At 32.1% G+C, this 24,230-nt stretch carries 27 protein-coding genes; 18 read left to right on the top strand and 9 right to left on the bottom strand.

Translation table 11 applies throughout. The features are described from left to right. Positions 1-187 (bottom strand): hypothetical protein (locus tag F0460_RS16345; RefSeq protein ID WP_223810845.1); only part of this gene is annotated, 187 nt, incomplete at its 3' end. A 1,069-nt stretch (positions 188-1,256) separates the two neighbouring features. On the opposite strand from F0460_RS16345, the gene F0460_RS15940 reads away from it, so the two are divergent. Continuing rightward, complete coding sequence (locus tag F0460_RS15940) at positions 1,257-2,072, top strand: toxin-antitoxin system YwqK family antitoxin (protein ID WP_150015082.1); 816 nt, start codon at positions 1,257-1,259, stop codon at positions 2,070-2,072. Positions 2,073-2,343: 271 nt separating this feature from the next. On the opposite strand, the gene F0460_RS15935 is transcribed toward F0460_RS15940, so the two are convergent. Together F0460_RS15935 and F0460_RS15930 are read right to left on the bottom strand one after the other, a co-directional pair. Further along, a complete protein-coding gene (locus F0460_RS15935) occupies positions 2,344-3,189 on the bottom strand; it encodes an acyl-CoA thioester hydrolase/BAAT C-terminal domain-containing protein (RefSeq protein ID WP_150015080.1) in 846 nt (281 codons plus the stop codon). Positions 3,190-3,262: 73 nt separating this feature from the next. Further along, the gene (locus F0460_RS15930) at positions 3,263-3,844 is read right to left on the bottom strand and encodes a Crp/Fnr family transcriptional regulator (RefSeq protein ID WP_150015078.1); all 582 of its coding nucleotides are present in this window, start codon (positions 3,842-3,844) and stop codon (positions 3,263-3,265) included. Between the two features lie 206 nt (positions 3,845-4,050). On the opposite strand from F0460_RS15930, the gene F0460_RS15925 reads away from it, so the two are divergent. Beyond that, positions 4,051-4,872 (top strand): universal stress protein, encoded by an 822-nt coding sequence (locus tag F0460_RS15925; RefSeq protein WP_150015075.1) that lies wholly within the window; start codon positions 4,051-4,053, stop codon positions 4,870-4,872. A 121-nt stretch (positions 4,873-4,993) separates the two neighbouring features. Here the strand turns inward: F0460_RS15925 and F0460_RS15920 are convergent, their stop codons facing one another. The 3 genes from F0460_RS15920 to F0460_RS15910 all read right to left on the bottom strand — a co-directional run bounded on the left by F0460_RS15920 (position 4,994) and on the right by F0460_RS15910 (position 7,623). Continuing rightward, entirely contained in the window at positions 4,994-5,428 is a 435-nt protein-coding gene (locus F0460_RS15920; RefSeq protein WP_150015073.1) for a GNAT family N-acetyltransferase, read from the bottom strand. A 688-nt stretch (positions 5,429-6,116) separates the two neighbouring features. Then, positions 6,117-6,653: a Crp/Fnr family transcriptional regulator gene (locus tag F0460_RS15915; RefSeq protein ID WP_190304181.1), complete on the bottom strand. Its 537-nt coding sequence runs from the start codon at positions 6,651-6,653 to the stop codon at positions 6,117-6,119. A gap of 517 nt (positions 6,654-7,170) precedes the next feature. Beyond that, positions 7,171-7,623 (bottom strand): DUF420 domain-containing protein, encoded by a 453-nt coding sequence (locus tag F0460_RS15910; protein ID WP_150015069.1) that lies wholly within the window; start codon positions 7,621-7,623, stop codon positions 7,171-7,173. Positions 7,624-7,773: 150 nt separating this feature from the next. On the opposite strand from F0460_RS15910, the gene F0460_RS15905 reads away from it, so the two are divergent. The 7 genes from F0460_RS15905 to F0460_RS16270 all read left to right on the top strand — a co-directional run bounded on the left by F0460_RS15905 (position 7,774) and on the right by F0460_RS16270 (position 12,862). Then, entirely contained in the window at positions 7,774-8,817 is a 1,044-nt protein-coding gene (locus tag F0460_RS15905; RefSeq protein ID WP_150015067.1) for a sensor histidine kinase, read from the top strand. Continuing rightward, on the top strand, positions 8,814-9,524 hold the full coding sequence (locus F0460_RS15900) for a LytR/AlgR family response regulator transcription factor (RefSeq protein ID WP_150015065.1): 711 nt from the start codon (positions 8,814-8,816) through the stop codon (positions 9,522-9,524). The genes F0460_RS15905 and F0460_RS15900 overlap by 4 nt, the downstream gene beginning before the upstream one ends. Positions 9,525-9,655: 131 nt before the next feature. Next, positions 9,656-10,660, top strand: a complete 1,005-nt coding sequence (cobT, locus tag F0460_RS15895) for a nicotinate-nucleotide--dimethylbenzimidazole phosphoribosyltransferase (RefSeq protein ID WP_150015063.1) — start codon at positions 9,656-9,658, stop codon at positions 10,658-10,660. Between the two features lie 6 nt (positions 10,661-10,666). Beyond that, positions 10,667-11,443 (top strand): adenosylcobinamide-GDP ribazoletransferase, encoded by a 777-nt coding sequence (locus tag F0460_RS15890; protein WP_150015061.1) that lies wholly within the window; start codon positions 10,667-10,669, stop codon positions 11,441-11,443. Continuing rightward, positions 11,428-11,988: an alpha-ribazole phosphatase gene (gene cobC, locus F0460_RS15885; RefSeq protein ID WP_150015059.1), complete on the top strand. Its 561-nt coding sequence runs from the start codon at positions 11,428-11,430 to the stop codon at positions 11,986-11,988. Before F0460_RS15890 ends, cobC begins: the two co-directional genes overlap by 16 nt. Before the next feature lie 513 nt (positions 11,989-12,501). Then, entirely contained in the window at positions 12,502-12,708 is a 207-nt protein-coding gene (locus tag F0460_RS15880; protein WP_150010908.1) for a hypothetical protein, read from the top strand. A gap of 1 nt (position 12,709) precedes the next feature. After that, positions 12,710-12,862 carry a hypothetical protein gene (locus tag F0460_RS16270; protein WP_190304180.1) on the top strand — a complete coding sequence of 51 codons (153 nt, stop codon included), beginning with the start codon at positions 12,710-12,712 and terminating at the stop codon, positions 12,860-12,862. A gap of 180 nt (positions 12,863-13,042) precedes the next feature. Here the strand turns inward: F0460_RS16270 and F0460_RS16375 are convergent, their stop codons facing one another. Then, positions 13,043-13,171, bottom strand: a complete 129-nt coding sequence (locus F0460_RS16375) for a hypothetical protein (RefSeq protein WP_262714205.1) — start codon at positions 13,169-13,171, stop codon at positions 13,043-13,045. Positions 13,172-13,915: 744 nt separating this feature from the next. On the opposite strand from F0460_RS16375, the gene F0460_RS15875 reads away from it, so the two are divergent. The 9 genes from F0460_RS15875 to F0460_RS15835 all read left to right on the top strand — a co-directional run bounded on the left by F0460_RS15875 (position 13,916) and on the right by F0460_RS15835 (position 21,606). Then, positions 13,916-14,107: a cold-shock protein gene (locus tag F0460_RS15875; protein WP_150015057.1), complete on the top strand. Its 192-nt coding sequence runs from the start codon at positions 13,916-13,918 to the stop codon at positions 14,105-14,107. A gap of 240 nt (positions 14,108-14,347) precedes the next feature. Further along, positions 14,348-15,406, top strand: coding sequence for a 3-oxoacyl-ACP synthase III family protein (locus F0460_RS15870; RefSeq protein WP_150015055.1), 1,059 nt, complete (start codon positions 14,348-14,350; stop codon positions 15,404-15,406). 720 nt (positions 15,407-16,126) lie between these two features. Beyond that, positions 16,127-16,570: a transposase gene (locus tag F0460_RS15865; protein ID WP_150015053.1), complete on the top strand. Its 444-nt coding sequence runs from the start codon at positions 16,127-16,129 to the stop codon at positions 16,568-16,570. Then, a complete protein-coding gene (locus F0460_RS15860) occupies positions 16,537-16,887 on the top strand; it encodes a helix-turn-helix domain-containing protein (protein WP_150015051.1) in 351 nt (116 codons plus the stop codon). The genes F0460_RS15865 and F0460_RS15860 overlap by 34 nt, the downstream gene beginning before the upstream one ends. Before the next feature lie 1,152 nt (positions 16,888-18,039). Then, positions 18,040-18,261 (top strand): GNAT family N-acetyltransferase, encoded by a 222-nt coding sequence (locus F0460_RS15855; RefSeq protein WP_150015049.1) that lies wholly within the window; start codon positions 18,040-18,042, stop codon positions 18,259-18,261. A gap of 186 nt (positions 18,262-18,447) precedes the next feature. After that, entirely contained in the window at positions 18,448-18,939 is a 492-nt protein-coding gene (locus F0460_RS15850; RefSeq protein ID WP_223810844.1) for a GNAT family N-acetyltransferase, read from the top strand. Positions 18,940-19,125: 186 nt separating this feature from the next. Then, positions 19,126-19,620, top strand: coding sequence for a DinB family protein (locus tag F0460_RS15845; RefSeq protein ID WP_150015047.1), 495 nt, complete (start codon positions 19,126-19,128; stop codon positions 19,618-19,620). A 331-nt stretch (positions 19,621-19,951) separates the two neighbouring features. Then, positions 19,952-20,797, top strand: coding sequence for a GNAT family N-acetyltransferase (locus tag F0460_RS15840; RefSeq protein WP_150015045.1), 846 nt, complete (start codon positions 19,952-19,954; stop codon positions 20,795-20,797). Positions 20,798-20,973: 176 nt separating this feature from the next. Beyond that, the gene (locus F0460_RS15835) at positions 20,974-21,606 is read left to right on the top strand and encodes a hypothetical protein (RefSeq protein WP_150015043.1); all 633 of its coding nucleotides are present in this window, start codon (positions 20,974-20,976) and stop codon (positions 21,604-21,606) included. A gap of 266 nt (positions 21,607-21,872) precedes the next feature. Here the strand turns inward: F0460_RS15835 and F0460_RS15830 are convergent, their stop codons facing one another. After that, on the bottom strand, positions 21,873-23,027 hold the full coding sequence (locus F0460_RS15830) for an FAD-dependent oxidoreductase (protein WP_150015041.1): 1,155 nt from the start codon (positions 23,025-23,027) through the stop codon (positions 21,873-21,875). Between the two features lie 30 nt (positions 23,028-23,057). Further along, entirely contained in the window at positions 23,058-23,816 is a 759-nt protein-coding gene (locus F0460_RS15825; protein ID WP_150015039.1) for a helix-turn-helix domain-containing protein, read from the bottom strand. Between the last annotated feature and the right edge of the window lie 414 nt (positions 23,817-24,230).

Raw genomic sequence — 24,230 nt, 5'->3', positions numbered from 1 at the left:
TAGGACCTTCCACTTCGTAATCTGTTCCTTCTACACATATTACCGCATGTTTAAAAACAATATAAATGCAGTAATACTGTAAAGTATTAAACGATCTGTTCCCATTGTTTCGTTCTATTATTTTTTGAAGAGTATTTATATTGAAACCATCAGATTTCAACTGTTGAGATAATATATATACATGCATTATATTTTTAGTTATGTTTTAAAATCTTAACAAGCTGCTTACTGTATGAAGTTACTGAATTTAAGTGATGTAAAGCCTTTAATTAGCCAACTTTTAACTAATTTTTTTTAATTAATATTTAAAATTCCTTGCTATTTATATTTAGTAATTTTCATAACTAAAACGGACAGTTTTTTTTAAAATAACGCTCCAATAGAATTTGATAAGATGAATGATAGAACTAAAAAGTTGCTTTTTTTTTTATATAGTTAGACATTCTATATTGTGAAAAGCTAAACGGTTTTCTGCAGCCTAAAGTGGTTATTTAGCGCTTTGGTTTTTTGAAAATCTATAGATAGTAATCATTCAACCAAGCTATTTATTGTTTGTAAGAGAATTATAGCAGGGTCTTTTAAAAAAAAGAGGTTGTAGTATAATACTAGCAACCTCTTTAATAACCAAAAAAACACTTATGATTTCAAATGTAAATAATTAATTTTTAAATATTTAAGTATTTCTGTTTTTTTTTAAGAAACAATTTGTCAACATTTAACTTATTCATTTTTTTTAATAAAAATTACTTTTCTTTTATTAAGATAAAACTTTTTGTTTTAACATTCAGTAAACTAAATAACACTTGGTTAAAACTAAAGCTAATCTCTAAAGCATTAAAAAAAATTATTTTATAAACTTTGATTCAAAATCCAAGAAAGTATCAGGTTTAAAAGTAAAAGGATAGGGGGTAAATTGTTTAGTTGCAAAAAACACATATTTAGATGAACGAGAAAAAGTAATTATGAATGTCCATACGCCTCCGAATACAGCTGTCCTCTCGCCAAAAGGTAAGTTCTACTTCAACCACATACTTATTTTTTTAGAAAGTATAGAATGGTTTGTAAAGCCATCCATAATTAAGTTAATCAAGCATTTTGTATTAAATGAATGGTTACATTAGTAAATAATGGTTTGTACTGTTTTTTTACATAATCTTTTTATTTTTATTTACTGATACTAAAAATAATTAATTATTTAAAACATTATATTGTTAAAATATTTAACTTTATGCTGTTAAAATTAAATTATTTGTCCCATGAAAAAAATTCTATTCCTGTTCATTGCTGTTGGTATTATTGCTGGTTGTAGTAAAGACGACGAAAGTAATTCACCTGATCACGGTAATAATTCCCAAAAGAAGTTTCTGGTAAGCAGAATTTTCGATTATAACAATAATTTACGCGCAGTATATACCTATAACGATAGCAACCGGCTTCTTAAGAGAGAAACTAAAGATGATGCGAATAACCCCAGTTCTGATTATGAGATCGAGTATGAGAACGGAAAAGCTAAAAACATTAAGTACATAGATTATAAGTACCCGCAGTTCAACCATAATATAGTTTTGATTTATAACACTGACGGTAAAATTATTCGTGATGAAACGTATCAGTACGGAAAACTTATTGGTTTTAAAAATTACGCATACTATTCAAACGGCAAATTAAAGGCAATGGTTGATCAGGCAGGTCTTGAATGGTATTCTGTTGACTATAACAATACAGTTAATGCGTTACATACCACAATACTTATGGAAGACGACGGTGATCTTGGAAATACAGCAACAGCATACCGTGAAATTTTCCGAGATTTCCGCTACGATGACAAAAAGAAACCGGACTTTGGTTTGGGAACCGTCTTCCAGATAGAACCTTTACCTTATTTTGGAGACGAAGCATTGTTCGAAAAAAATATATCCTGTAATAATATGACAACTTTTATTGGAAGCGGTACCCAGTGGATTTATGAGTACAATGATGATGGTTTACCAAAAACGATAGAAACCAGATGGAAAGATATTGAAACGGCTGAGCCCATGATGCTTCGGTTGGAATATACGGAATATAAATAGGAGAGCCTTCCGGTATTTAAAAGCCAAAAAAACGTGTTTTTCTTTTTCTATTATTGGCTTAAACTGAATGTTAAGATTTATTAACCTTTTTCTGCTGGTAGTTTAGATGGATTATGAAAAAAATTTTACTTCACAATATTAATACTTAAAAATTAAAGAATGGTATTGCTTGCATAGCTTAAAATTTATTTAGGAAGTTACACAATTACTATAAAATATCAGCCCAAGGTATCACAGAAAAAGAAAGTTACACGCTTGTAGGTTTTAATATTTATTTTGCTGCAAAATTTGTTTCTAAAAAATTAAAAACAAGGTAAAAATGTTTTAGTGGTTCTGCATGATCTCCTTCAATAACTCTATGCTCATAAGGGAATTTATACTTATTTTTTTTTAATCTTTCAACCATCATGTCGGCCATGTGTGTCGATGGACATATTTCATCTTTTGATGCAGATATAAACAAAACGGCTCCATTAATTTGTTCTACTTTTATGGATGCTTTTTCAACTGAAAGGCTGTCTTTCAACATTGTGCTGAAAGTTGACCTTAAATCTTGTTTCATCAAAAAATGAACGGCTTCATCATTTATAGGCACAAAGGGCAGTTCTTTATCTTGGTAGGTCCAGCAGGAGGTGGAGAAGTGATCGGTATGTCCGGGAAAAACAACATTACTTCCCACTATGCTCACTACACATTTTATATCATGATAATAGCTTCCTATAAGCAATCCTAAATCAGCACCTCTGGAACCTCCTATTATCGCGATTTTGTTTTTGTCTACATATACGTTTTTTGTTGCTGTTTGTATTGCATCATAAATATCATCAATGGCTATTTTATCCAATGCATCAGGTGTGTCCGCAGCACCAAAGTAGCCTATTGCTAAAAATGCATATCCTGTTTCAATAAAGTGATCCCTTGTCTTTTTCCAATAATCGCTGTTCCAGGCATTACCTCCTTCAGCGCCTCCAAGACCCACAATTAGTGGCTGGCTTTTGCCTTTACCAACATATAGAACACTTTCAACGTTTTGTGTCTGCAAGGTGATTTGAGCCAAACTGCTAACTGAAAAAAGCAGTACTAATAAAGTAAAAAGGTATCTACTGAAATTTATCATCTTTTTTTTCTTTTAGATTAAAGTACAAATATCAGATATGTTTCGCACGCCGCTTTTGATCTAGATCAAATAATCACTTATCAGCTCTAATTCGGCTTAAGGTTTCTTGTGCAATACCTAAATAGGAAGATACCATACCTAATGGAATCCGGTGATAAATATCGTGGTAGGTTTTGCAAAAATGTAAATATTTTTCTTTTGCGGTTGTAAACCTCATAGAGGTTATTCTTTCCATAAAATGTCCAAATACAGTTCCCATTGACAGTCTTGCGTACCGCTCCATTTCAGGAAAATGTTCAAAAAGAAATACAAGGTCATTTACATGTAGACAGAAACATTCTGCTTGTTCAACTGTATCAATGTAATAAATGTCCAATTCCTGTTGCATAAAGCTTTTTGGTGAGTTTACCCATTCATTTTCAGCAGAGAAATACTCGGTAATTTCTTTACCATCTTTAATAAAATAAGTGCGCATCAGGCCTTTTTGAATAAAATAACTTTTTCTGCATATAGTATCAGCATTGTGCACAAGAGCACCTTTTTTAAAAGATATAAGCGTAATTCTATCAGCGAGTTCCGTTTTTAAAGTGTCGCTTAAGTGTATGTACTTTTCAAAATGTTGAAAGATTTTTTCTGTATTTACGCTTTTCTTCATTCCAAGGTTAAGTATGTTCGGTAGGTTTGTGTCTAATGTACTTATGTTAAGTAAAAATAGTATAAATATCAGTAATATACTGTTATCCTTCAGCTTAAATATCCTGTGAATTAAAGACAAATTCTCCTTCAAAACATAATGCATTCCTACTACATTATGTATCATTAAATTCCGTAACTTTAATTAACTCATTAAATATAATTGAAATGATAAAAATACTGTTTCCTACCGACTATTCTGCAACAGCAGACAATGCTTTTGTCTACGCAATGCAAATTTGTAAAAATTACAGCGGAGAACTGTTTGTTTTACATTCTTATTCATCAAAAAGTAATGTTCCAAAGATTTCTGAGAATGCAGAGTTAGGAGATCCGTCAGATTTGTTTAAAGAGGAAATAAATAGAATGCTCCAGCTTGCTATAGAAAATGATTTTGGTCAGGTGCCTTTAAAGTTTTTTATGGAAGAAGGTGAATTGGTACAAAGCATTCTTGATCTTGTTTCAAAAGAAGCGATCAAGTTAATCGTGATGGGCACAACAGGTAATTCTGGTTTTGAAAATAAAATCCTAGGTTCCAAAACAGCTGGAGTTATAAAAAATGTCGATATCCCTGTATTGAGTATCCCGCACATGTGTAAATTTGAAGAAATTGACGCCGTTGGGTTCACAACTGTTTATGATGAAGAAGATGCCTTGGTTTTGCGAAAAATGATTCCTTATATTCAAGCGGCTAATGCTGATATTTACTGCTTTCACGTGAATAAGGGAAAGGAAGTTAAAACTCACGAAGAAATTATACGTTGGAAAGAGCAGTTTAAACATGACCCTGTTTTTTTCGTCGAAAAAAAGCAAGACAATATAGTAAAGGGTATTTTTGATTTTATCGACCAGCATTCTATTGATATGTTAAGCTGTGTTACCAGAAACAAGTCACTTTTTCAGCGTGTTTTTGAAAGCAGTATCGCTGAAAAATTATCTTATCACAAACGAATCCCTTTATTGACATTTCATGAAAATATGTTTAAATAATAAGCATCTTTTTAAAGTACTTTTTTTTTGACATTATTAATAGCAAAGTAACACCGTACTGTACAGAATTTAAATTTAAACCTGTAGAATTTTTCAAGACTTTACTGGAATTTTTTTTAATTTATTGTTTCTTCCATTGCATTGTAAACTCTTTCTCTCCGGTTGGTTCGTCAATCGTTTCATATAAGATTATAAATTTTTTTGATTTGTAAAAGTTTACGCTTTTCTCATTTTTCTGATAAACGCTTAAAGTCAGATCAGTTCGTAATTCTTTAGCGTAATTTAAAAGCAAACTTCCAATTCCCTTTTCTTGTTCTTCGTTGTCTACAAAAATTGATGCAATATGATTGCCAATCAACGCAATAAAACCCAAAATGGTATCCGTTTCCTCTACGACATATACTTCTGAAACAGGAAGGTATTTTTCAGCCATTAAATATTTGTTTTCAATCCAATATTCCTCAGGAATAAACTTGTGAGCTTTTAAAGATACTCTCAGCCATATATCAGCCAATAGTTGAACATCTTCGCCTTTCATTTCTCTAATTTTTTTCATCATTCGGTTATTTTAATTTTTATACTTCATCAGGTACCAAATTTAGTAAAAACCCTGTTTCCATTGTTATAAAGTAAAAATCATCACTAACATCGCTCGCTTTACGGTTATGATAGGGCATTAATGTGCAAAAATATTTGTTATTGTATGTATTTTACCTGTCAGCAGATTCATTACTCCCCAACATCACTGCAACAAATTTTCAAATCTGCTTTTTCCGGTTTTTTGTCAATATTACCCCGGAATTATTGCTTGATACTACTGCTAAGCTCTGTCCAGTCATAGTGGCAATTGGCTATTATGTTCACTATGGTATAAGTCTTACCTTTTTCTATGGGTTCTTCAACTACGATTAAATACCTGCCGAAACCGTTATAATTAGGATTTTGTTTTTTTATAGTATGTACGAATATTTATTTTCACTTTAAAGGTATCTTACTAAATAAACAGATTATTTACAATTACTTTATATAAATTTTATATTTTCTCTAAAAAAATCAAAATGGTTGAACATATGAATTCCGCAAAAGTTATCATAATGTCAAATGGATAAAGTCCCATGCGAATTATTTCCCACAATAAAAATCCAAAAAGCGTAAATAAGAACGAAAGCATGATGGAATTTGTAGCAATATAGATTTAATTATGTATGCTGAAGGGTATTTATTTTGATGTATAGCAAAATAGTTTAACCTTTTCTGATCCTTCTCAAAGTTTCTTGCGTAACACCTACATAAGATGCAATGTGACCTAAATTAATTCGATTGATTAAGTTGGGATGCTCTTTGATAAACGATTGATAACGCTCGGGTGCGTTTTCTGTATGTAAAGAAGTAATTCTATCTTCTAGAATAACGCAGAGTTCTTCGGCAATTTTTATACCGATTAGGTTTAGTTCCGGATAAAGTTTATAGAGATTATCTAAATCATCTGTTGAAATAGCATATATTTCCGAATCTTCCAAAAACTGAATTTTTTCAGGTGAAGGTCGGTTAGCGTATAGCATAGCAGTTCCAAAAAACTGATTTTCTTGCCCAAACCAAACATTTATTTCTTTATTTTTTCGATATATGTATGCTCTGAAGACACCTTCACTAAATACAAAATAGCTTGTAAGAATTTGATCTTCTTTTGAAAAATAATCGTCTTTCTTTTTTAGAATTTTTTTCGTTCTAAACTCAATTTCTTTTTCCACTTCGTGACTGAGCATTCCGTATTCTTTCAATTTTAAAATAAGTGGGTTTTGTGTATACATATTAAATAATGAAAAGGCGCCAGCAAAAATTGTAAAAAATCACATTCAGTACTAGTTTCTTATAGAGATATTATGTTATAACTTTAAAAAGACTACTTATAGTTTTTTCTTATTTTTTAATGAATTTATATTTGATAGCAGTAATCCGTGATATTATTAAGGTTTTACTGTTAGGAACTAAAGTTTATTTGTGTTTCGGTAACCTTATTTAAAGGTCATTTTAAAAATTCATTACATATTAAATCATAAACTTAATATGTTTTGCTTAAAGCTTTTGGAAATGTGAGATTTAATAAATTATTTGCTCGGTTTGCAAATATTTAAAAATCAATTTTTCTTTATCTTTAACAAGAAGATTTTCTGCAAAACGATAAAACCATATTTTAACTCATGAATAAACCAAATAATCTGCCAGCATGTATATTTGGAAAGAGCAGATTGGAATAGTTTATTTTTTTACACATTGCATGCTATCGGTTGTTGTATTTTAAACTAAATGCAAACTCATTAAATACACCATCAATGCAGTTACAGCAGTGTATATAAGTCCGCCAAAAATAATGTAACCGGTTTTTTTGTGAAAGTTAGAGAATCTTCCAGGAAGTTTCTTTTGATAATAGATATTAGAAACCACAATTAAAAAAGTCCAAATTAGATAAGATAAAACAGCAACAATAATGTGTGAAAATAAAGTATATCTAAAAAAAATAGTTTTATAGTATACGCTTTGAGATGTTAAACTTCCAGAGCCACCGGCAGAAGTGATAAGTCCTTCTAATGACAAAACTCCGACAACACAGACAAAGAAGATTATATTTTGTATTTTTTGGTGTGACTTGTAATTTTTGTTTTTGGCTAATTTTACACCGTAATATACACCGAATGGCGAAAATAGTGTGATTATCAAAACAATTGTCATAATGGTAACTGTGAAATTCATTTTCTGATTATTTTATTTATGGATCAAAATTCCTATTATTTTTTTTGTTGTTGAAAAATAATCGTTGAACTTGAAGTTTTTCTCGATGAGTTCATTTTATGGTTGGTGAATAATGATTTCCTTTGCAAGTAAAAGCACATTAAAAAGGGTATGAAAGCATTTTCTAATCGAAATATTGGACTGGATATAATGGGATGGTCGATTTTGGCTATTGTTTTGTTTTTGTTCATTCCTATGCTTTATCCTGCAAAACTTCCTTTAGTTTATCATATTTACCATTTGGATTTATTTATGGTTTTGTTTGGTATTTATTATTTTAATATTCAAATAGTCATACCGAAAACGGTAAACAAATCAATCAATTTCTTTTATGTCCTTTTGTTTTTGGGAATGTGTTTTTTAGTGGTGAGTTTGATGAATTTTGTAGAAACATTCCTGAATTTACAACAAGAAGTTTACAGAAGTCTGTATCCTGAAAAATTTTATGTTGCTTCGGAGCATAAATCTTATGCTAATTATTATGTTTTTTTTGTGACGGCAATTGTTCTAATGACCGGTTTTACTAATTTTTTGATTCGGAAGTGGAACACTGAAGAACGTAAAAAATTAGCGGTGCAGGAATTGAAAGCAAAAGCAGAACTGGGTAACTTGAAAGCGCAAATCAATCCCCATTTTTTCTTCAATACGTTGAATACTATTTATGCTTTGACGCACAAGGATGTCGAAAAATCGCAAGACTCACTGTTAAAGCTTTCTAAAATGATGCGCTATGCAATGAATGAAGACAATGAGGAGTTTGTTTCTTTGCAAAATGAATTGGTTTTCATTCAGCATTATTTGGATTTAATGTTACATCGCTTGCCTTCAAACGTAACTTTGGAATATCATATTTCCGAGAACCATTATGAAGCTAAAATTGCACCGATGATTTTGCTGACATTTATTGAAAACTGCTTTAAACACGGTGTTACTTCGCAAGAAGATTGTTTCATCAGAATTTCAACTGTAATAACAGAAGGGGTATTTATTTTAGAAACAGAAAATCCGTGGTTTGAAAATCGGGAAAAATCAAATGGAATCGGGATTGAAAATACCATAAAAAGATTAGATATACTTTATAATGACGGCTATAAATTGGAACAATCCATCATAGAAGGAAAATATTTTATTTCGCTAAAAATTAAATTAAAATGAAAATAAAATGCATCGCTGTAGACGATGAGCCGTTAGCATTGGAAATGATTCAAAAGGCAGTTGGGAAAGTAGATCACCTTGACTTGGTTCAGTCATTTCAATCTGTTTCAAAAGCACTTAAATATTTGGCTGAAAATACGGTGGACTGTATATTTTTAGATATTGAAATGCCCGATTTGAGCGGCTTGGAGTTCTCTAAAATAATAAATCAATTCATTAATAAACCCGAAATCGTTTTTGTGACGGCTTATTCGCAATATGCGATTAAAGAATATCAAATCAAATCCGTTGGCTTTTTATTGAAACCTTTTAGTTTTGATGATTTTAATAACGTTGTAGAAAAAGTAAAAAACGGCTTACTGCTCCGAAGATTAACGGAAGATAAAATCGAGCCGTTTTTTATTAAAATAGAAGCAGAGCAAGTAAAAATAATTCCGCAAAAGGTTTTGTATCTGGAAAGTTTAGGTGATTATGTAAAGATTTTTCTTGAAAACGAACGTAAACCAGTCGTTCCTTTAATTACCTTAAAACGATTAAAAACGTATTTACCAAAAAGTTTATTTGTGCAAATTAATAGGTCTCAAATCGTGAATTTTCAAAAAATTGATTCTTACACAACAAGTGGGCTTTCAATTGATGGAAAAGATTTTTGCGTGAGTAATTCATTTCGGGAAGAATTTGAAATGATTAAAAAGTTGGTATTGTAAGTGTTTAAGAGATAGTATTTGGCGTAATAACCGATATAACAAAGAGATTAAAAATAACAAAACCTTGAATAACCTGAACTGTGGTGTATCTTGTACATACGTACGCTCTGCCGCGCTCTCATAATCAAAATATGACTTTAGAAGAACAAATACGACAAAAAATAGATCTCAAGACCAAACCTGTTGGTGCATTGGGGTATCTGGAAACATTAGCATTAAAAATTGCACTGGTTCAGCAGACGCTGACTCCCAGATTAGAAAGTCCTACTCAGATCGTTTTTGCGGCAGACCATGGTTTGGCAAAAAATGGAGTAAGCGCTTATCCACCGGAAGTGACTCATCAAATGGTCATGAATTTTCTGGCTGGCGGAGCTGCTATAAATGTATTTTGCAAACAGAACGGTGTAGCCATCCATGTGGTCGACGCAGGGGTGAATTTTGATTTTGCCGACCATCCGTCACTCATTAAAGCCAAGGCAGGCTGTGGAACTCAAAGCGCACTTTACGGAAAAGCAATCACAGCAGAACAGTTGCGTTTTTGTCTGTCCGAAAGTGCCCGGATCGTAGACCATATTTTTAATAAAGGCTGCAACATCATCGGTTTCGGGGAAATGGGTATAGGAAATACCTCTTCCGCGTCACTAATAATGGCCTCATTATTAAGCAAACCAGTTGAAGAATGTATAGGCCGGGGTACCGGAGTGGATGATGAACAGTTACAGCATAAAACACACATATTAAAGCAGGTTATCGATTTCCACGGCTCCATAAAAGATCCTTGGGAAATCCTGCAGACTTTTGGCGGATTCGAAGTAGCGCAGATGTGCGGTGCCATGTTGCAGGCACACCAAAACAATATGCTGATAATGGTTGATGGATTCATTGCAACAGCTGCGTATGCTTTGGTTCATGCAGTTGAGCCTGCAATTGCACACCGCTCCATCTTCTGCCACGTTTCCAATGAAAGCGCCCATCGTCATTTTCTGGACTCGCTTAACCAAAAAGCTATTCTAGATTTAAACCTGCGACTAGGAGAAGGTTCTGGATGTGCGCTGGCATACCCCATAATACAGGCTTCTGTAAACTTTTTGAATGAAATGGCGAGCTTTGAAACAGCCGGGGTTTCTAATAGATAAATTGATATGATTAAAAAAGAACTCACTTATTTCCTGACTGCGCTGATGTTTTTTACGCGCATACCTGTCTCCAGTAAGCTGCAATATTCTTCGGATATCATGAACAACTCGCAAAAATATTATCCGATGATAGGGATAGTGGTCGGATTGTTCAATGCATTGGTCTTCTTCCTCATACATCTTGTACTGCCTATTGATATTGCCCTGATCCTTATGATGATCACAGGCGTATTGCTTACCGGAGGATTTCATGAAGACGGTTTTATCGATGTCTGTGACAGTTTTGGCGGCGGTTATGGAAAAGAAAGGATACTCACCATTATGAAGGACAGTCGCGTGGGTGCATACGGCGCCATAGGCATCGTGTTACTGTTTTTATTAAAATATGTGGTCATGAAACATCTGGCTGAAACTTCTTTAACCGGCTTTCTGGTTATTCTGATAATTGCACACAGTACCAGCAGATACCTGTCGGGATTAATGATCCATACGCACCAGTATGTAGCAGATACTGATCTCAGCAAATCAAAACCCATGGCAAATAAGGCATTATCTGTAAAAACGCTGTTTATGGGAATGGCAGTTACTCTGTTACCGTATTTCTACTTCCAAAAACTGCTGGTCTTTTTAGTACTGCCTTTTGCCTATCTGGGAAAAGTATACCTTGGCTGGTATTTCAAAAAACACATAGGGGGTTACACCGGTGACTGCCTAGGTACGGTACAACAAGTAACGGAAGTGTTGGTTTATTTAGGATTTGTTGTATTATGGAAGTATATATAATCCGCCATACCACCGTAAATTTGGCTCAGGGAATCTGCTACGGGCAAACTGATGTTCATGTTGCGAGTAGTTTTGTAAAGGAAGCTAAATATTTAACTAAACAGTTGCCTCACGATTTTGATAAAGTTTTTAGCAGCCCCTCATCAAGGTGTGCACAACTGGCGAGAAAATTCCAAGGGGAAGTTTTCTTTGATGACAGACTGAAAGAGATGCATTTTGGCGAATGGGAATCTAAGCTGTGGAGTGATATTCCAACTGAAATTATCCAACCCTGGTACGATGATTTCGTAAATACTTCCACACCTCAAGGTGAGAGCTTCCTCGACCTATATAACCGAAGTTCGTCGTTTATTAACGAACTCAGGCATAAATCTTACCGGAAAGTACTAATCGTAACCCACGGCGGGGTAATACGTAGCCTTTGGACTTATTTATTACAGTACCCACTGGAGAATGCATTTAAAATTCCTGTAGGTTTTGGCGAAGTATTTCAATTTCATTTTGGCACGGAAGCGAAAGACGACTATATCATCAAAAAACAGTAAAAGGTTGTAGGCGGGCTATACAAGATCACGATTTATCTATTGGTTAATTCAAACTTACTTTCTTTTCTTATATAGTAGAATGTTCTGTTTTTTTATCCAGAATTTCAATAGGGTACTATAAAGATTTTAGGTTTTTACCTGTAGATTTTATTTCTTTTAATTACTTGTTTTAAAAGTTTAGAGATGTAATATTTTTTTTACGATTCTATAAAAGCCCTCATTTTTTATTACGTACCATTACCGCAGTAAGGATTATCAATAATTGATTAAAAGCAGACAACTGTCAGCTTTATTTATAAACTTTAAAAAAGGGTATTATCCAGATTTAATAGTGTACCTTTAAAAACATCTTTGTTTTATTTAAATTTCACCTGCCCGGTTGGGTAGGTGTTTTTATTTTTAATCATTTGGTGTTTTTCCATCTAAAGCGGTTTATTATCACTACCTTGTATAACTTATAAAATGCAATAGAAACTACTTAAAAAGTTTTTTAAATCTTTAAATAATAAAATTATGAAAGTAGTAAGATGGCTTACTTATCCCGAATGCCGTCCACAGGAATCGGGTCTGTACATGGTAAACAGAAAATTAAATAATATGTATTTAACCGTTTTGTCTTATTTTGATATCGTTACCAGCCAATGGTACGACTCTAACGATCGAGAGAGTAATATAGAGTGGGTTAGTGCATTCAATCCCTTTAAGGTAAGATATGTTTAGCATGCATATAGGCAAAACAGACAGATTTATTCTTGTAGTAATTGCGGTTTTAGCACCGCTTTTAATCATAGCAATGATACATTTCTTGAACAGAAACGTAAAAAGTGTGTACGACAACGTACTTACAGAACAGTTAAGTCCCGAAGTTCTTTAATCGAAACTTAAATAAAGCACCTGAAAAATGGTGTTTTTTGTTATGTGTAATTTTAAGAAAACAAAATCTCCTCAAAGAAAAGGTTATTGAAAATAGCTTAGCCAGAAATTTTGTAGCGTCGCTACATAAAACAATTGAGGTATATATGATAGCTTTTAGCTTTAGACTGCTTTTAAAAATTTATTTTTTGCGAGTGTTCGCTTTCGCAGTGTAGTAAAATCCTATAAACTCTTGTACAGTTATTGCAAGTACAATAACTCCAACAGCGGTGCCTGCAAAAAGCAGTGTGTATTTAATTAAATCGGTCATATTTGTAAAGATACCCATTATTAAATGGAATTACGCGTTTTGAAGCGTCCTATTTTATTTAATGCTCGATATCGTTAAAACTATATAGTTGTTACTTATTAAAAAAGCACGTAGAATTGCTTGTGATATCAGAGTGTGTGAGTGATATTGTTATAAGAAAATCAAAAAATATAGTTTTTGAAAATAAATATTTAATAATTTTAATTAAAAAAGTATAAATATTAAAATATTCTTATATCTTTGTAAAGAATTTATTAACAGGCTTTTGTTTTTGCCTCTTCTGAAAAAGTTTAACCATCAATTTTTCTCTCTCAGTCTTGACTTTCCTCAGTTGCCACTTTTATTTTTAAAAAGATTTCATTGGCAAATCTGAAATGTGTCTTTAAGAAAGCACATACAAGATTTATAGTTTTCCCACAGGTAAAATATCAACAGTAAAATCATTGCACATTTCCGGTTATCCATTAAGCCGATTAAAGAAGCTTTACAGGATTTAAAAAAAATGCAGACCGTAGCAGTGCGCTCATATAAGGAATTTGCAAACCAACAACAGTATGAAACTTGTAGTGCGGTACATATAATTTCAATTTTAAAGAATTAAAATTATACTGCCTATCATGAAGGTATATACAGAACTTGGCTATACACAGAAATAACAAATAGAATAACTTAATACTGCCACCAACAGGATATCAGGCAGGTTAAGTAAAAATAACAGAATAATTAATTTAAATAAACAACGAGATGCAAGAAGGCACAGTTAAATTTTTCAATGAAACTAAAGGATTTGGTTTTATTTCGCAAACAAATGGTAACGAAGATGTATTTGTACACAATTCAGGATTAATGGAAGACGTACGTGAAAACGACGAAGTAACGTTTGACATCGAACGCGGACAAAAAGGTCTTATGGCGGTAAACGTTAAAAGAAAATAACAACAATCTGTTTGTTAAAAAAATAGGGGGCATACAAGTAATTGTATACCCCCGTTTTTATATGCTTTTTCTACTTTTTATAGAAAGACTGACCCTTGTAAGTCTAAATTATTTATCTTTTATCATATTTTCCTTAAAAACTTATAACGGACTTCTTGTTATAAACCTTGAATTTATAAATTTGCAGGCAGGAATGATCTATTTTTTCAAACGTTCTAATAATATTTAAACATTAACGAAATGACAAGTAAAATCATCGGAGCGGGTAACTATATCCCCTCAGACGCAGTAAGAAACTCATTTTTCGAAAACCATGATTTCATGGATAAAAATGGGCAGATATTAAAAGAAGACAATCACACCATTTCCTACAAACTGCATCAGATAACGGGAATCGAGGAAAGACGTTATGTCGATCAGAATACTGTAACGTCAGACATCGGATTTATTGCAGCTCAAAAGGCAATTGAAAAAAGTGGTATCAATCCCGAAACACTTGATTATATCATATTCGCGCATAATTTCGGTGATGTACCGTTTGGTACCGTACAGGGTGATACCGTGCCCAGCTTGGCAGCACGTGTCAAACATGCACTCGGAATTAAAAATAATTTCTGCGTGGCGTACGATCTTCTTTTCGGTTGTCCGGGATGGATCGAAGGGGTCATTCAGGCTAACTCTTTTATTAAATCGGGAATCGCGTCCAGATGTCTGGTAATAGGCGCAGAAACGCTTTCAAGGGTTGTAGACATTCACGATAGAGACAGTATGATATACGCCGATGGGGCAGGAGCTGTAGTAATTGAGGCTTGTAGCAGTGGGGAGGGTATTTTATCACATTTGTCCGCATCTCATACGCATAAGGAAATGGATTATCTTTTTTTTGGAAAATCATACAATAAGCAATCATCTGGCGAAACCAGATACCTCAAGATGAACGGTCGTAGAATTTACGAATTCGCTATCGTAAATGTACCGGCAGCAATGAAGAAGTGCTACGATGATTCGGGCTGCTCTATCGACAAGCTGAGCAAGATAATCATCCATCAGGCAAATGAAAAAATGGACGAAGAAATCGTGAAACGATTCTACGCACTTTATAGCAAAGAAATGCCGTCAGAAATTATGCCGATGGTCATAGGTAAGTTAGGGAACAGCAGCGTGGCAACAATTCCTACTTTACTTAGTATGATATTAGACAATGAGTTGGAAAATCATGAAATAAGTGTTGGAGATATTGTACTTTTTGCTTCGGTTGGTGCAGGAATGAATATAAACGCTATGGTTTACAGGTTTTAGATACGGTATATATAAAGGCGGCACATATCATTATGTTGCTGCCTTTTTTAATAGCATCAGTTTACATCTAAAATAATACAGATGTATTATTCTCATAAGTTGTTTTTTTACGATCTATATAAATTTATTTATCACTAAATTTACATTCTCGCCTTTTAATATAAAAAACCTAACATTGATAATCTACAGGTCTCCGATAACGGGTTTTTACTCAAAAGAATTGAAAGGTGAGATGTTTAATTTATTCGGAGACCTTTTTCTTTATATTTAAAGAAATTTATTTAGCTAATATCTTTTCTTATTAGTTATAATCAAAGTTTATTTATTTATAAAACTGATTTATAGTATATTACCTTTTTTTATAAATAAAAAACACTATCTTTGATAAAATCATTCTTTCCGTAAATATTGGTGATTTTAGATTTTCACCTACTACATCCTTCTTATTAAAAAACTTATAAATAGATATACATATATCTGTGATTAAAAAACCTTCGGAGAAAAACTATTGTAACTAAAATAGTAATAGAGTAACATTTTTTTAAGATATAATTGTAAAGTAAAAGTTCAAATGATTGTTCCGTATAAAATTACTGGTATGGAATATATGAATGTGACCAAGCACAGATGATTTTTTAAGACTATAAGGATGTCCTGTTACCATCTTAAAACAGATGTGGAATAGAAATGAATCAAAACTTATTGTAAAATAATAAATAAATGCAATTTAATTATAAAGAAATATATATCGGAAAACTTATCAAAGATCGCGTAACAGAATTAGAGATGGCATCTGAACGTATTGTTGATTTTTTACAAATTGATGAACTCGAACTTGAATTACTATATTCCGCTAAAAGCTTGGATTCGGTTATGCTTTTGAAATGCTGTAAATTATTAGAGTATGATTTTTTTCGAATATACTCGCACCATTTAACACTTTACACCTCTGCAGGCAACAATAATCCAAAGAGCGTCAATGGTAAATTAAAATCTTCTCTTCCAAGCTTTAAAAAAAGTTTGTATACACCTGAAATAATAGAGTTTATAATTGAAATAATTGGTTCAGGAGAGAAAAGCGCGGCTGAAGTCATCAAAGAATACAGGATACCTAAAACAACTTTACACAGATGGCTGAGAAAGCACCAAAAAATCGACATTTAGGACCGGATTATGGCAAGATATTTACAGATATCATCGCGTTTAAATTTCCCGAAAGAAGTGAGGAATTTAAAGCACGTTTAAACAGGGATCTTTCAGTTTTTGAAGTAGTGAGTATAAATAACAAGTTATTTGGAGAAAAAAAGTCACAACAGATTACTTTGGAGCACAGATATAGGGCCTATGACAAACAAACCATTTTAAGAATATTACGATTTAAAAGGGATCAAAAATTAAATAATTCTCAATTAGCAAGGCATTACAGCATCAGTAGAAATACGATAAAAAGATGGAGTGATATTTTTGGACACTTGATGTAATTTTATACTAAGTAAAAGCCTGCGAAATTCAATATATAAATAAAAGGTGGTACAGGTTTAATCTGTACCACCTTATTTAAATAAAAACGAAGGCAATTTCACTTTAGTGTCTTAAATTGATTTCAATAAATGCAAAGACACATATATATTTTAAGAAATTCTTTAATTGATTAAAAAGCTGTTGGCATAAATTAATATAGAAATACCTCCAACAACAAGTAGTAATAAGGCTAAAAATTGGTCGTTTAATTTTTTTCTGTTTGTCATAATCTTACTTTTCATTAATAGTTTAATTTAAACTTCATGTTGATCATTTGCTTTAAATCGGATATTTTCTTTTAATAATCTTAAAACATATGAAATTCTACTTAATAAGTGTTCTTATTAATTTCTAATTAAATGATAACTTACATACAAGAATTATACTCGATTGCCGATAATAAATTATTAAAAATCTAAATTTTGATGTTTGCTAAAGTTCAAATGTAGATATTGGTAAACCTTTAAAAACTCGTCCGCAGAACAAAGTTCATGAAGAAGTCATCAAAATTACGTAATTTATAATTGGTATCCTAATAAATGGGGATATATACTATAAATCTTGAACGTCTTCGTTCTCTATAATCACTTAGAATTCTTTTAGTAGTATATTTACCCAACTTCCCGTAGCAATCGGTGTTGCCATACTTTTAGAAAAAATATCGGGCAAAAAACGGAGTACAAAATTTTCGGTAACAGAAGAACTCAACCAGATTGAAGGTGTAACCAATATCCATGATATACAAATTTGGAGTTTGGATGGGAGTTACAATGTAGGTTCTGTATACGCAGTTACAACGGATTTAGTCGTAAAATCTGAACCTGATATCATAAACAACATAATCTATCTGATGCAGAAATACAACATCCACCATCCTAACGTTCAAATTGAAACAGAAAATCATAATTGCGAATTTAAAAGATGTTAAAAATGGTAATTAAATTCTGGCTTCGTATTTTGAATATCTGCAAGTGTAAAAAAACATAAGTAGTTGGTAGATATACTTTGTATGTTTTGAGAAATTGTGGATATTTGTGTGTTGTGCGCCATTTTCTATCGACACTAACCGAAAAGAAAAACTTTGAGTAAAACAACAGAAAATCGTCAAAAAAATGAATATAGAGATTGAAACCGAAAGATTCTACTTAAGAGAAGTTATACCAAGTGATGAAAATCGAATATTTGAATTAGACAGTAATCCCGGTGTTCATTCTTATTTAGGAAATAACCCGATAACAAAAATAGAAGAAGCAAGAAAATATATTGAATTCTTAAATAAACAATACCAAGAAAACGGAATAGAACCTATAAATACTGATTACATTTTTTTATAAGAGGAAAATTGAAGAATAAAAACTACAAATAGGGGTTTGGCAATAACAAACGGAAAGTCTTTTTGTTTCGGTAGAAATTTACATTTTACTTGAAAGTTTCGACTTCAATTTCCACCATCGCAAAGCTCCGAAACTTTAGCTGACATATTTAAACAACGTATCTAAATAAAATCTACAGACGATAAAGTGGAAATCAATATCAAACTTGAAAAATTTACCGAAAACGACTTTACTCATTACTTGAAATTAGTTAATGATGAGAAAGTAATGGAAATGATTACAGAAAGAGCACTTGAAACAGACGAAGCAAAAGCCGAATTTGATAAACAAATCCAAAACAACAAGCTCAGTGAGAACTTTGGAAACTTCAAAATACTTGACAGTGCTAGCAAAGAATTTATCGGTTTAGCTAAAATTGAAATTAAGGCAAAAGACGACCAAGAAGCCGAAATTGGATATATGATATTGCCGAAATTTTGGGGAAAAGGAATTGCCAGTAAAGTAGGAAAAAAATTAATAGAAATAGCGAAAAGCCAAGAAGAAATAAACAGATTATTTGCTATAATCGACCCGAAAAATCTACCTTCAAGAAAAATTTTAATCAACAACGGATTTGTATCAAAAGAATTCAAAGATTTCGATGGTTTACCCGGTGAAGTATTAGAATTAACACTCTAAAAAAAATGAAAAAAATTTAAATTATCGCCAAATTGGTTTGGAAATACGGTGGCTAAAGTGCAAAATTCCACTGTTCTTTTTCAATTGAACTTTTCTCCAAAATAGAATTATTATCTTTCAATTTCCACCATCATAAAAAAAACCGAACCGTTATCAGTTTAGAAAAACAAACCTTAAACACAAAGAATGAATACAATTGAAATAATTAAAGACCAAATAATTTCTGTAAAAGAAAAGACAGATAGTTTTATCAGAACTATTGAATTAGAAAAGTGGAATATTTCTCCGAATATTCTTGAAACGAATATGAACTGGCAAATTGGGCATCTGATTCTGGCAAACTACTTACACGGAATAGCTTCTATTTCAGGAGCAAACGAAAAAGTAAGAGAAAGAATTAATATGCAAAATTTCATAAAATTTTATGGACCTAATTCAGCGCCAAATTTGTTTTTAAATGAAAAGCCGAAAAATGAAGAGCTGTTGAAATTATATGAATTCATATTTGAATTAATTTTTCTTGAAATAAGTAAAGTTAAAATTGAAGAATTAAATAGTGCAACTGAAATCCCAAATCCAAGTGCAAAAACTAAGTACGAAGCATTAACAACTTTATTTAAACATCAATCTTGGCATAACGGACAAATAGCAATATTGAATAGAGTACTAAGTAATAGCTAACAGCAGTTTGCAAAGATCGCGATTTGAAGTGTAAAATTCAACTGTATTTCTTTGATTGAACTTTTATAATAAATGAAGAGTTGTTATTCAATTTCTACTATCCCAAAGCTCAATTTTTATTTTTCAGGCGACGCAAGTATTGCAGATACATATATCAATATTAATGAACCGTTGGATGGAAGCCAAGTTGACAAAGCAAAACTCTAATTTTATAATCAGTTGACTTTAAAATTTCTTCTAGACAAAAAATTCAACAACCATAATATTTACCCTCGTTTTAGATTATCTATAGGAGGTCTTTTAACTTTTTAATGCAATTATTTTTAATTTTATGACTATCCTAAAAACATTACAGAACGTTACAACTGAGAAACTTTTAGAAGTTTTCAATTTATCATTTTCAGATTACGTTGTTCCATTTTGCTTAACTAAAGAGCAACTCGAAGAAAAGATACAAAGTAATGGAATTAAATTAGAATTTTCAGTAGGAGCATTTGAGGATGATGAGTTAATTGCCTTCATACTTCACGGATATGACACTATTGAGAACTTGAAAATTGTTTACAATGCAGGAACAGGAGTAATTCCAGCCAAAAGAGGAAATAAATTAACTGCAAAATTGTACGAATACGTTTTGCCGATTTTGCAAGAAAATGATATTGACAAGTTGTTATTGGAAGTGATCACTACAAATGAGCCGGCAATCAAAACTTACAAGAATATAGGCTTCAAAATTATTAGAGAATTGGATTGTTATAAAGGCTCATTAAATATAATAAGTACCAACAATAATTTTGAAATTCTTGAATTGGAAGCGTATGATTGGAAAAAAATGCATTCCTTTTGGGACATAAAACCATCGTGGCAAAATTCAGTTACAGCGGTCGAAAAGCTAAAAAACTCCAACATTTCTATCGGAGTTTATGGCGAGGAAAAATTATTGGGTTACACGATTTTTAATCCAATAACAAAAAGAATTCAACAACTTTCAGTTGATAAAAATTACAGAACAAAACGTGTTGGTCAGCAACTTTTAAAACATATTTCGACAAATTATGGAAAAGAAATTTCTGTCATCAATGTTGACAGTACTTCAAAAGAAACAATGAAATTTTTTAATGGCATGGGAATGGATATTTATATTAAACAATACGAAATGGAATTGGCTTTGAAATAGGAACTACATTCTAAACAATTAATAAACCTTAAAAAAAACAAACAAGAAATAAAGCAACACACAAAATAGCGCAAATTCAGAATTTTGTAGGTTTTTGCTGAAATATATTAAGAGATAAATTATATGAATTTTCCATGCTTGTTTAATAAAAATATAACTGATTAACATAACGATAAATGAATTTTAAAAATATACTCGTACTAATTCTTAGTATAGCTAGTTTGTCCGTAAATGCCCAAATAGAAACGGGTGTGTACTTTTCTAATGACAGAAAATTTGTTGATATTATTGAAGATTTGGGTAATCCTTTAAAAGGTAATCCTATAATGATTGTAAAAACATTTGTGCCTAAACATGGCAGCTATATTTGGTATTTAAACGAAAGTACAGCAAAAAACACAGCGTTTTTAGACGATAGTCCAAAAGATCTGCATGCAGGAATTTACCTTGAAGATCATGGTGGAATAATCCCGGTAATTACTTTTAATGATTTTGCAAAAGGATTAGCCCAACCTCGATACCTTATTAATTATTGTGAAATTGGAGATGCCGATAATGACGGATTTCCAGAATTTTATCTTACTTATTTTGAGGAATCTGATAGATTAGATGCAAAACCACTGAAGGTTATCGTATACACTAAAAAGAATAATAAAACTTTTTTGAAATCAAAAATTACCGGATGGATTTCATTTCAACCTGAAGATAAATACCGTGAGGAAATGGATGATAATTTTAAATTATTACCTAAGTTCATAAGGATGAAAGCCGAAAAGATATTAAAAGAAGCTAAAAGCGGAATTAATTAAAGTGTAAAAGAAATATGAAATATATAACTGTTTGTTTATCCATTTTCATGATAAGCGCATGTAATGAAAAGAACAATGATCTAAATCCTGCAGATTCTCTAGAGGTTAAAGAAATGAAGCAGTAAAAAATTCCCTTAAAGCTCAAAAGGAAATTATTTTGGTTAAATCCCAACACGATAAGGAAAAATGATTGGATAATATCTTCAAAACAATATAGGTTTACGTTTCTTTACGTAAACCTATACTAGGACAAGACACTAACGGTTTTATAGATTGTTTTGGTTAAAACTGTTAAACATATTTACGATATATTGCAATCCATCTGGCTCGTGAAGTTTAACCGTATTTTCCATCGTAATTGCTGTAACTTCTTTTACTCTTTCAAGCATTTTAGTTTCGTAGTTTTCAAATGCCGATTTTATATTTTGTTCTTTAAGTAGCTCTTCGCTTAATTCCAAAGCATCAAGCATAGCCATATTAACACCTTCGCCTGCGTATGGTGGCATTCGGTGGGCGGCATCGCCAATAATTGTAAGGTTATTTTGAGTTACCCAATGTTGGTCACCTGAAAAATGATAAAGCGGTCTTGGTACAATCTTAATCTTGTCTGTTGTGAATAGTTCGTGATAAATTGTATTCCAGGTTGAAAAACTGGTCTCAAACCATCTTTTAACATCATTCAAATTGTCAAAGTTGACTCCACTTTCTTTTACCCAGTTGGCGTCTACTTTTTCGCCTGTGTAAAATGCAATGCTTCCATCACCTTTTGTACTTAATATAATTGATTGCTCATTTCCAAAGGCAAATATTTTCCCGCCTTTTAGTAAACTGAAAATATTGGGTGTGCTTTTCTCTCCATCATAAATATTCCCTTCAATAATGGTAATACCTGAATAAATTGGTTTTATATCGCTTAAATAAGGTCTTATTTTAGAGTTTGCTCCATCCGCTCCAATTACAATGTCAGCATAAAACCGTTTTCCGTTTTTGAAAAGCAGTTTCCAACCATTATTTTCTTTTTCCATTGAATCGAATTGGCTGCCCCAGATAACAGTATCTGGTTGCAACGATTCCAATAAAATTTTCCGTAAAGGTCCACGGTCAATTTCTGGTCTGTGTTCTGCAATGTGCTCATCACAATGGTCGTCCAAATATATTTTCCCATTGTTGTCCATAACTCGCAGCTTTCCTGCATCTGGCAAGTAGTTTTTGTAAAACGCATCTAATAGATTTGCTTTTTTGAGTGCCGCTAAACCCGATTCTTCATGTAAGTCAAGATTTGCACCTTGCACTCTCGCATCTTTGTTTATGTCACGTTCATAAACTTTAACGGTACAACCCTCTTGTTGTAAAAGTTTTGCCAAGGTTAAGCCGCCCGGACCGCCACCTATAATGGCTATTTTCCTATTTTTTATATTCATTACCGTAAATTTTTATAGTACGGCACAAAATTACTTTTTGGGTAAGGTAGAAAATTGTATAAATCGGTCGTTTTGGTTTTTGTTCAATTGCTTAGGATTTACACCAGCCAGCTTCTTTACTTCTTTTATAAAGTGAGCTTGATCAGCAAAATTTTGTTCTGGAAAAAGATTGCCATCTTTAATGTGTTGAAACGAGGATCTAAAGCGGAGAATGTTGCAGTAGGCCTTTAAGGTAAGTCCAAAATGCTGGTTAAAGTAGCGATTGATTTGTCGGCTGCTCCAAAACACCTTTTCAGATAGCTCGGCAACAGTCATTGCTCCGTTTGAGTTATAGATTAGTTCAAAAAGTTTTTGTTTTCTGCTGTCTATGTCATTTGGTAAAAGTGATTTTATGTGTTGCGTTGCCTTTTTGCAGAATAATTCAAAATCTAAAAGGTCTAAAGGGCTAAAGCCCCAAAAGTTATCAGGCAAATTCTTTCCTTTGGTCAACAAGTCTGAAATATTTTGTTTCAATAGGTACTCTGCTGCAACTGGTTTAAAACTTATGGCAAAGGTTGTTGTTTGTGCTTTAATAATAGATTGTTCGTAATTTGTTCCTATTCCTAAAAGTGTAATATGAAAAGGTTCAGTTGCAGATTGTGAAAAAAACACATCAATTCTTCCGTCAGGTAAAATTACAACTTGCTTGTCGGTACAGTTAGGGTTATGCAACATCCAAAAACTCTCCACAAAGTCACATAAAGATTTGTCAGGTTCTATATATTTGTATTCTATATCGTTACACTTCAAATTCTGTCATTGTTTGTTTTGGGTTGCTGTCTGCTTTAATTATTCTTTCAATTTTATTTTCTAAAAAATTGACAAGTTTGTACCATTGTATCATGTTATATTTTTACAGCTGTCTTTTAAAACAGTTAAGTGTCATCTTAATAAGTAGGGCCGGTGTCATACTTATAAAATGTAATGTTAAATTTAAGTATGTATTATTGTTCAAATGCGTCCTTGGCAAATTTACAGATAAGATATTGTACGGAATATTTTTCACATTTTTTTTTTAATCCTTCTCCCATAAGCTTAAGGTATCTTTTACAAACATTTCGTCAAAAAATGGAAACTAAATTAATCAATAAAGAACCTCTTCAGAATTCTTTTTAAACATATCTGCTGATGCTCTGTGCTCTCTGGGGGTTTTGCCTGAATGTT

The organism is Paenimyroides baculatum (assembly GCF_008629655.1).
Lineage (GTDB): Bacteria > Bacteroidota > Bacteroidia > Flavobacteriales > Flavobacteriaceae > Flavobacterium > Flavobacterium baculatum.
This window is presented reverse-complemented; position numbering and strand designations above follow the sequence as displayed.